The organism is Nocardioides dubius, assembly GCF_039528155.1.
Classification (GTDB): Bacteria; Actinomycetota; Actinomycetes; order Propionibacteriales; family Nocardioidaceae; genus Nocardioides; species Nocardioides dubius.
This window is the reverse complement of record NZ_BAAALG010000011.1, coordinates 393,151-400,917: the sequence shown is the minus strand read 5'-3', so window position 1 is coordinate 400,917 and position 7,767 is coordinate 393,151. Positions and strand designations below refer to the sequence as shown.

The window sequence follows — 7,767 nt, the reverse complement described above, 5'->3', positions numbered from 1 at the left end:
TCATTTGCGGTGCTGGAGGAAGCGGCCCTGGTAGAAGCCCAGCGAGCCGCCGACGCTCTCCTTGTGCCGGACGTGGTCGACGTCGACCAGGATGATCACGTGGTCGCCGCTGAGGATCCGCTCGCCCGGCGCGCCGATCAGGGTCGCCGCCGTTCCGGCCAGCTCCGGGACGCCGCCCGGACCGGTCGACCAGTCGGTGCCCTCCAGCTTCTTCTCGCCGCTCAGGCCGGAGGTGGCGAAGCGCCGGGCGACCTCCTCCTGGTCCTCGCTGAGGATGTGCACGGCGATCCGGTCGGCGGCCTCCAGGATGTCGTAGCTCGACGACGAGGTGGCCAGGCAGAAGAGCACCTGCGGGGGATCGAGGGAGACCGAGGTGAAGGAGTTCACCGTCAAGGCGGCCACCCGCCCGTCCGCGGTGGAGGCGGTCACCGCGGTCACCCCGGTGGGGAACTGCCCGCAGGCGTTGCGGAACTCGCGGGTGTCGAAGATCGGCTCGGTCATCGGGGGTCACCTGTCGGGGCGTCGGCGCGCGAGTCGCGGCGCAGCGTGTCGGTCAGCTCAATCAGGCAGAGCGGGTTGTCGTCGGGGTCCTCGACCACGTGCAGCGGTCCGTGCGGACTCGGCACCGGGCCGAGCAGGTCCGCGCCGCTGAGCTCGTGCACCCGGGTCACCGAGGCGGCGAGGTCGTCGACCCGGAAGTAGGGCATCCAGCGAGCCGGGATCTCGTTCGGCCAGGTGCTCTCCAGGGCGAGCAGGCCTGCCACCGGGTCGCCGTCGAGGCTGAGCACGGTGTAGCGCTGGCCGCGCGCGGAGACGCGCTCCTCGCACTCGAAGCCGAAGAGGCCCTGGTAGAACGCGGTCGAGCCGGCCGGGTCACCGGTGGAGAGCTCGTTCCAGCACAGGGTGCCGGGAGCGTTGAGGGTGGCGACGCCGCTGCGCGCCTCGGCCTGGTACAGCCCGAGCGTGGCGCCGGCGGGGTCGAGCACGGTGGCGCCGGTGCCGGCCGCCGGCAGGTAGCGCGGCTGGAGCTGGACCGTGCCGCCCAGCGACTGGGCGCGGGCGAGAGCCTGCTCCAGGTCGTCGACGGCGAAGTAGGTGATCCAGCCGTGCCTGCGGCCGTCGTGCAGCAGGTCGGCGTCGATGATGCCGGCGACGTCGTCGGCGCCGCTCTGGCAGATCCGGTAGCTGCCGGCGCTCAGCGGCTCGGTGCGGCTGTGCCAGCCGAAGAGGGCGGCGTAGAAGCTCTCCGCGCGCTCGGGGTGGCGGGTGCAGAGCTCGACCCAGGCCGGCTCCCCGGCGCGGAACGCGGCGCTCATCGCCGTCCTCCGGCGCCGAGGCTGCCGAGGGTCTGCACGGCAGCGGCGTAGGCGGGGTCGCTGGTCCCGGTGGCGCTGCACGCCTGGATCGCCTGCAGCACGGTGCGGGTGATGCCGCCCGGGTAGCCGGTCAGGCGCTCCACGGTCTCGGCGACGGTGGCGTCGAGACGCGCCTCCGGGACCACCTGCGCTGCCAGGCCCCAGGCGTGCAGCTCGGTGGCGGTGACCGGCAGGCCGGTGAGCAGCATCCGCTGGGCGGCGGCGATCGGCAACCGATCGAGCAGCGTGCCGAGGATGCCGGCCGGCGAGATGCCGTACGCGATCTCGGGCAGGGCGGCGGTGGTGTCGTCGGCGAGCACCGCGAGGTGCAGGCTGGCCAGCAGGCCGACGCCGAAGCCGGTGACCTGACCGCGGACCGCGGCGATCACCGGCACCGGCAGGGTCTTGATCCGCTCGAGTGCGGCGTCGCTGGCGCGCAGCGACGCCTCGAGCTCGGCGCCGGAGCGCTGGGCGAGGGCGGCGAATTCGCGGGTGTCCCAACCGGAGCAGAAGGTGGGGCCGGCCATGGTCAGCCGGATCGCGCTGACGGCCGGATCGGCCGCGACGCGCTCGAGCTCGGCGACCAGGTCGGCGAGTGCTGCCTCGGTGAAGCAGTTGTGCCGGCCGGAGTGGTCGAACCGCACCTCGCCCAGCGGCCCGTGGGTCGCGCTGTGAATCTCGTGTTGGCTCATGCGAGGCAGCATACAGACCAGTCGGTATGAAATGGAAGATGTGATGGCAGTCTCATGAATGTGTTGACTTGATACCGGCTGGTCGGTACTTTATCGGCAATGTCTCGGCAGCTCTGAACCCGCTCGCGTCCCCGGCGTGCTCCGTTCAGAAGGACCGCTCCAGCAGGAAAGAAGAGGGACCAATGATCAACAGCACCATGGCTCTGCGCCGCGGCTTGGCCGCCGTCGCGGCCGCCAGCCTCCTGGCCACCGGGCTCAGCGCCTGTGGCAGCAGTGACGAGAGCGCGGGAGCGTCCTCGGCCGACACGCTCCGCGTCGTCCTCCCGGCCCAGCCGGCCACCCTCGACCCGATCGTCGGCGCCCGCTCGGCGCAGGTCGTGTGGGCCACCGTGATCGAGCCGCTGGTCGCCACCGGCGAGGACCTCGAGCCCACCGACACCGGCCTGATCACCGCCTGGGAGCGGACCGACGACCTGACCTGGACCTTCACTCTGCGTGAGGGCGTCACCTTCAGCAACGGCGAGCCCGCCGACGCCGCGGCCGCGGTGAACACCCTGGAGATGGTCCGCGACCTCGACACCTCGATCCTCAAGTCGTTCTGGGGCAACGCCGTCTCCTTCGAGGCGCCGGACGCGACCACCCTGGTGATCACGACCAAGGCCCCGCAGTACGACGTCGTCAACCAGCTCGGCACCGTCTACCTGGTGCCGCCGAAGTACTACGAGGAGAAGGGCACCGAGGGCTTCGCCGCCGCGCCGATCGGCACCGGCCCCTACCTCTTCGACGCGATGCGCGCGGGCCGCGACATCTCCGTCAAGCGCAACCCCGACTACTGGGGCGACGCCGCCGAGACCGAGAAGCTGGTCTTCAGCTGGTCGCCGGAGGCCTCCCAGCGCCTCGCGCTGCTGCGCAGCAAGAGCGTCGACGTCGCCTTCGATCTGCCGCCCGCGCAGCAGGACCAGGCCGACAAGGCCGGACTGGACGTCACCGCCACCGAGTCGGCGATGAAGATCATCGCCTTCCTGCAGACCGACAAGGCGCCGTTCAACGACCCCGACGTCGCCAAGGCCGCGGCGCTGGCCGTCGACCGCGACAAGATCGTCGAGGGCATCTTCAACGGCAAGGCGGTCGCCGACGGCGGCCTGCTCAACGTGAAGCCCGGCACCCAGCCCGACGTCGTCGTCGAGCAGGACCTGGCGAAGGCCAAGGAGCTGCTCGCCGGCAAGTCCGTCGAGGTGCCGATCGCCTACCCGGCGGGGCAGTACACGAACATCGAAGAGGTCGCCCAAGCCGTCGGCGGCATGCTCACCGAGGCCGGCTTCAAGGTGAAGTACAACGCCATGGACTACGGCAGCCTGGTCACCCAGATCGGTGGCGGCGAGCTCGACGGCATGTACATCTTCGCCGGCGTGCCCAACGTCGCGGTGCCGTCCTTCTTCGTCAACGGCTTCATGCGCTCGGCGTCGATCACCAAGAACTGTGGCAGCCCGGAGACCGACGCGATGGCCGACGAGGCCGTCTCGCAGCCCGATGCAGCGGCCGCGGAGGCGATCTACGACGAGCTCAACGAGATCGGCGTGGTGGACAAGAACTGCTACATCCCGCTCTACCGCCAGATCTACGGCTACGCCGTCGCTGACGGCGTCAAGGACGTGAAGTACAGCCCCCTCAACGCCGTCGACTTCACCGACGTCACCGTGGGCTGACATGTCCGAGGCAACCGTGCTCGCGATCCGCGACCTCGTCGTGGAGCATCGCCGGGAGAAGTCCCGGGAGACCTTCCGCGCCGTCGGCGGAGTGTCACTGGAGATGGCGGCCGGCGACACCGTCGGCGTCGTCGGAGAGTCAGGCTCGGGCAAGACCACCTTGGCGATGGCGGCCACGGGGCTCGGCCCGCGCACCAGCGGGAAGATCGATCTTCTCGGTCACGATCTCGATCGGCTGAGCCGGCGCGAGCTGCGCCGGCTCCGCCCGGAGGTCCAGGTGGTCTTCCAGGACCCGCACGGGTCCCTGGACCCCCGGCAGTCGGTGCGCTCGGGATTCTCCGAGCTGCGCCGGCTGCAGCCCGAGCGGACCGCCTGGGTGGACGACACCGAGCTGCTCGCGCAGGTCCGGCTCGGCCCGGAGGTGCTCAGCCGCTACCCGCACCAGCTCAGCGGGGGACAGGCGCAGCGCGTCTGCATCGCCCGGGCGCTGCTGATGCGGCCCCGGCTGATCGTCGCCGACGAGCCGACCTCGGGGCTCGACGTCTCGGTGCAGGCCGACGTCCTCGACCTGCTCAACGAGTCGCTCGCCAGCAGCGGCGCCTCGCTGCTCTTCATCAGCCATGACCTGGCGGTGGTGCGCAACGTGTGCGACCGGGTGGTGGTGATGCTGCACGGCGAGGTCGTCGAGGCCGGCCCGACCTACCAGGTGCTCGACGACCCGCAACACGACTACACCCGCAAGCTCCTGGCCGCGATGCCGGGCTCGCGGTGGAGGGCAAGCCGATGACGCGACGCATTCTCACCCGGGTCGGGGCGGTGCTGGTCACCCTGTGGATCGCCGTCTCGATGGCCTTCGCCCTCGGGCGGCTCTCCGGTGATCCGACCTCGACCATCCTCGGACCGATGGCCAGCAACGAGCAGCGCGATGCACTGCGTGCCGAGCTCGGCCTCGACCGTCCGCTGCTGACCCAGTACTTCGACTACCTGCAAGGCGTCGTCACCGGCGACCTCGGCAGCTCGTTGCAGTTCTACCAGCCCAATCTGCAGATGATCATGGACCGGGTTCCGTTCACTCTCCAGCTGGTCGGTGCCGGCATGCTGATCGCCGTCCTGGTCGGGGTCCCGCTCGGCGTGCTGGCTGCCACCCGTGAGGGCAGCTGGTGGGACCGCGCGGCCTCCGCGCTGGCCCTGCTCGGCCAGTCGATCCCGGTCTTCTGGCTGGGCATGATGCTGGTGCTGCTCTTCGCCGTGAAGTGGGGGCTGCTGCCGGCCGGCCAGTCCGGGAGCGTGCAACACCTGATCCTCCCGGCCTTCACGATGGCGCTCTATCCGATGGCGCACATCGCCCGGCTGACCCGCGCCACGATGAGCGAGGTCCTCCGCGAGCCGTACATCGACGCAGCCCGGGCCCGCGGCCTCTCCACGGCGGCGGTGGTCTGGCGACACGGCTTCAAGAACGCCTCGCTGCCGGTGCTGACCGTGGTGGTGCTCCAGGCCGGGACGCTGCTCTCCGGTGCCGTCGCCGTCGAGTACGTCTACGCCTGGCCGGGGCTGGGCCAGCTCGCCCTGCAGGCGATCCAGTTCCGTGACTTCCCGCTGGTCCAGGCCATCGTGGTCTTCGGCGCGATCGTCTTCGTCCTGCTCAACCAGCTCGTGGACCTGATCCACGTCGCGATCGACCCGAGGGTGAGGTGACCCCGATGACCGACACCATTGCCGCGGTGCCCGCGGAGTCGGCTGCCGCCACTATGAGCGGCGCGCCCCGCAAGCGCCGGCGCACGAACCGGACCTCCGTCTTCTGGCTGGCGCTGCCGCTGGTGCTGCTCGCCGTCGCGGTGATCGTCCTGCCGATGACCGGTTGGCTGCACGATCCCAACAAGCAGAACCTCGACAACACCCTGGCCCCACCGGCCTTCTTGGACGGCGGCTCGTGGTCGCACCCGTTGGGCACCGGCCGACTGGGCCAGGACATCCTCGCCCAGCTGGTCGCCGGCGGACGGCTGACCCTGTTCATCGGCTTCGTGGGCGCACTGGTCGCGATCGGTCCCGGCACGCTGATCGGCGTCACCGCCGGCTACTGCCGGGGCTGGGTGGACGTCGTCATCTCCCGGGTGATCGACGCCCAGCTCGCGCTGCCCTTCATCCTGATCGCGCTCGCCGTGATCGCCAACCGGGGCAGCTCGCTGCCGGTGCTCTTCCTGGTGCTCGCGCTGACCGGCTGGGCGCCCTGCGCCCGGGTCACCCGGTCGGTGGCGATGTCGCTGCGCGAGCGCCAGTTCGTGATGGGACTGCGGGCCGCCGGCGCCTCCGAGCTGCGGATCGTGGCGCGTCACGTGCTGCCGAACCTGGTCGGCACCGTGGTCGCCCTCGGCAGCCTGCAGGTCGGCACCGCGATCCTGGTCGAGAGTGCGCTGAGCTTCCTCGGCATGGGCATCCTGCCGCCGGACATCAGCTGGGGAGCGATGCTCTCTTCCGGTCAGGACGTGCTCTCGAACGCCTGGTGGGTGGCGGCCTTCCCGGGCCTGGCGATCACCGCGGTGGTGCTGATGGTCAACCTGCTCGGCGACGCCCTGCTCACCCACAACGACCCGAGGAAGAGGCGCCGATGAGCACCGACACCAGCCCGCTGCTCGAGGTCGACGGCCTCAGCATCCGCGCCTCGCTGCGGCTCGGCGAGATCGACCTGCTCAAGAACGTCAGCCTGAGCCTGGCTCCCGGCGAGGTGATCGGCCTGGTCGGCGAGTCCGGCAGTGGCAAGACCACCCTCGCTCGCGCGGTGCTCGGCCTGCTGGAGAGCAACGTCTGGGTGGCCGACGGCTCGATCGCGGTCTGCGGCGAGACGGTCTCGACCCCGACCCTGAACCAGACCGCGAAGGTCCGCGGACAGCAGGTCGGGATGGTCTTCCAGGACGCCTCGCGCTCGCTCAACCCGCTGATCCGGGTGCGCCGGCAGCTCGCCGAGGTGCTCACCCGGCACGTCCCGGGCATCACCAAGGAGCAGATCACCGAGCGCTCCGCCCGGGTTCTGGAGCGGATGCGGATCGCCGACCCGGACCGGGTCCTCGACAGCTACCCGCACCAGCTCTCCGGAGGCCTGCGCCAGCGGGTCGCGATCGCGCTGGCGGTGGTCACCGAGCCGGCAGTCGTCGTCGCCGACGAGTGCACCACCGCTCTGGACGTGACCACCCAGGCCGAGGTGGTGACGCTGCTGCGCGGCCTCGCCGCCGATCTCGGCGTGGGCCTGCTGTTCGTCACCCATGACCTGATGCTGGCCAGCGACCTGTGCGACCGGATCGCGGTGATGTACCGCGGCGAGATCGTCGAGCTCGGCGACGTCGAGCAGGTCCTCAAGAACCCCGGCGTCGACTACACCCGACGCCTCCTGGCAGCCGTTCCCCGTTGGAATGAAGGAGTCCCCGCCCGCCATGCCTGAACGTCCCGGCATCACCCGCTATGCCGCCTATCTGCCCCTGCACTACCTCGACGACACCCGGCTCGGTGCGCAGGCCCNNCGCCGGGCCCGCTCGGTCGCGAACCACGATGAGGACGCGCTGACGATGGCGGTCGAGGTGGGCTCCCACCTCGGCTCGAGCGTCGACGCCGCGAGCAGCCTGCTGCTGGCGACCACCTCGGCGCCCTACGTCGGGCGCACGGCCGCAACCTTGGTGCACGAGGCCCTCGGCGCCGCCGCCTCACAGCGTGCGATCGACCTGGCCGGCCACCGTTCCGGGTTCGCCGCCCTCGACCTGGCGCTGGGCACCGGTGCCCTGGCGATCGCCACCGACACCCGGACCACCCGGGTCGGCGCACCCGACGAGCTCGGCCAGGGCGACGCCGCGGTCGCCTTCCTCGGGGGAGAGCCGCTGGCCGCGACCCTGGAGGGCTCCGGCTCGGCCACCGTGGAGCTGCTCGACCGCTGGCGCCTGCCCGGTGAGGTCCACGAGCGCACCTGGGACGAGCGGTTCACCGCCGAGGTGCTGGTCGAGGCGGCACGCACCGCCGTCACCGCTGCGC

The 7,767-nt window shown here is 71.0% G+C and carries 8 protein-coding genes; 5 read left to right on the top strand and 3 right to left on the bottom strand.

The features are described 5' to 3' along the window. Genes ABD151_RS14980 through ABD151_RS14970 form a run of 3 tightly spaced genes read right to left on the bottom strand, consistent with a single transcriptional unit; the run spans position 1 to position 2,047 of the window. Positions 1-501 (bottom strand): flavin reductase family protein, encoded by a 501-nt coding sequence (locus ABD151_RS14980; protein ID WP_343995572.1) that lies wholly within the window; start codon positions 499-501, stop codon positions 1-3. Next, positions 498-1,316, bottom strand: a complete 819-nt coding sequence (locus tag ABD151_RS14975; protein WP_343995571.1) for a VOC family protein — start codon at positions 1,314-1,316, stop codon at positions 498-500. Before ABD151_RS14975 ends, ABD151_RS14980 begins: the two co-directional genes overlap by 4 nt. Next, the gene (locus ABD151_RS14970) at positions 1,313-2,047 is read right to left on the bottom strand and encodes an enoyl-CoA hydratase/isomerase family protein (protein WP_343995570.1); all 735 of its coding nucleotides are present in this window, start codon (positions 2,045-2,047) and stop codon (positions 1,313-1,315) included. Before ABD151_RS14970 ends, ABD151_RS14975 begins: the two co-directional genes overlap by 4 nt. Positions 2,048-2,229: 182 nt before the next feature. On the opposite strand from ABD151_RS14970, the gene ABD151_RS14965 reads away from it, so the two are divergent. From ABD151_RS14965 to ABD151_RS14945, 5 genes are read left to right on the top strand one after another with little or no spacing between them, the layout of a single operon-like run. Continuing rightward, complete coding sequence (locus tag ABD151_RS14965) at positions 2,230-3,753, top strand: ABC transporter substrate-binding protein (RefSeq protein WP_343995569.1); 1,524 nt, start codon at positions 2,230-2,232, stop codon at positions 3,751-3,753. 1 nt (position 3,754) lies between these two features. Then, positions 3,755-4,540 (top strand): ABC transporter ATP-binding protein, encoded by a 786-nt coding sequence (locus ABD151_RS14960; protein WP_343995568.1) that lies wholly within the window; start codon positions 3,755-3,757, stop codon positions 4,538-4,540. Further along, positions 4,537-5,448 (top strand): ABC transporter permease, encoded by a 912-nt coding sequence (locus ABD151_RS14955; protein WP_343995567.1) that lies wholly within the window; start codon positions 4,537-4,539, stop codon positions 5,446-5,448. Before ABD151_RS14960 ends, ABD151_RS14955 begins: the two co-directional genes overlap by 4 nt. A 5-nt stretch (positions 5,449-5,453) precedes the next feature. Continuing rightward, positions 5,454-6,362 carry an ABC transporter permease gene (locus ABD151_RS14950; RefSeq protein WP_343995566.1) on the top strand — a complete coding sequence of 303 codons (909 nt, stop codon included), beginning with the start codon at positions 5,454-5,456 and terminating at the stop codon, positions 6,360-6,362. After that, positions 6,359-7,186 carry an ABC transporter ATP-binding protein gene (locus tag ABD151_RS14945; protein WP_343995565.1) on the top strand — a complete coding sequence of 276 codons (828 nt, stop codon included), beginning with the start codon at positions 6,359-6,361 and terminating at the stop codon, positions 7,184-7,186. The genes ABD151_RS14950 and ABD151_RS14945 overlap by 4 nt, the downstream gene beginning before the upstream one ends. The last annotated feature ends 581 nt before the right edge of the window (positions 7,187-7,767 follow it).

What these genes read in the sequence shown, in the direction of transcription:
- ABD151_RS14960 (WP_343995568.1), top strand. Translation starts at nt 3,755, where the DNA reads ATGTCCGAGGCAACCGTGCTCGCGATCCGCGACCTCGTCGTGGAGCAT.
- ABD151_RS14980 (WP_343995572.1), bottom strand. Translation starts at nt 501, where the DNA reads ATGACCGAGCCGATCTTCGACACCCGCGAGTTCCGCAACGCCTGCGGG.
- ABD151_RS14970 (WP_343995570.1), bottom strand. Translation starts at nt 2,047, where the DNA reads ATGAGCCAACACGAGATTCACAGCGCGACCCACGGGCCGCTGGGCGAG.
- ABD151_RS14955 (WP_343995567.1), top strand. Translation starts at nt 4,537, where the DNA reads ATGACGCGACGCATTCTCACCCGGGTCGGGGCGGTGCTGGTCACCCTG.
- ABD151_RS14965 (WP_343995569.1), top strand. Translation starts at nt 2,230, where the DNA reads ATGATCAACAGCACCATGGCTCTGCGCCGCGGCTTGGCCGCCGTCGCG.
- ABD151_RS14950 (WP_343995566.1), top strand. Translation starts at nt 5,454, where the DNA reads ATGACCGACACCATTGCCGCGGTGCCCGCGGAGTCGGCTGCCGCCACT.
- ABD151_RS14975 (WP_343995571.1), bottom strand. Translation starts at nt 1,316, where the DNA reads ATGAGCGCCGCGTTCCGCGCCGGGGAGCCGGCCTGGGTCGAGCTCTGC.
- ABD151_RS14945 (WP_343995565.1), top strand. Translation starts at nt 6,359, where the DNA reads ATGAGCACCGACACCAGCCCGCTGCTCGAGGTCGACGGCCTCAGCATC.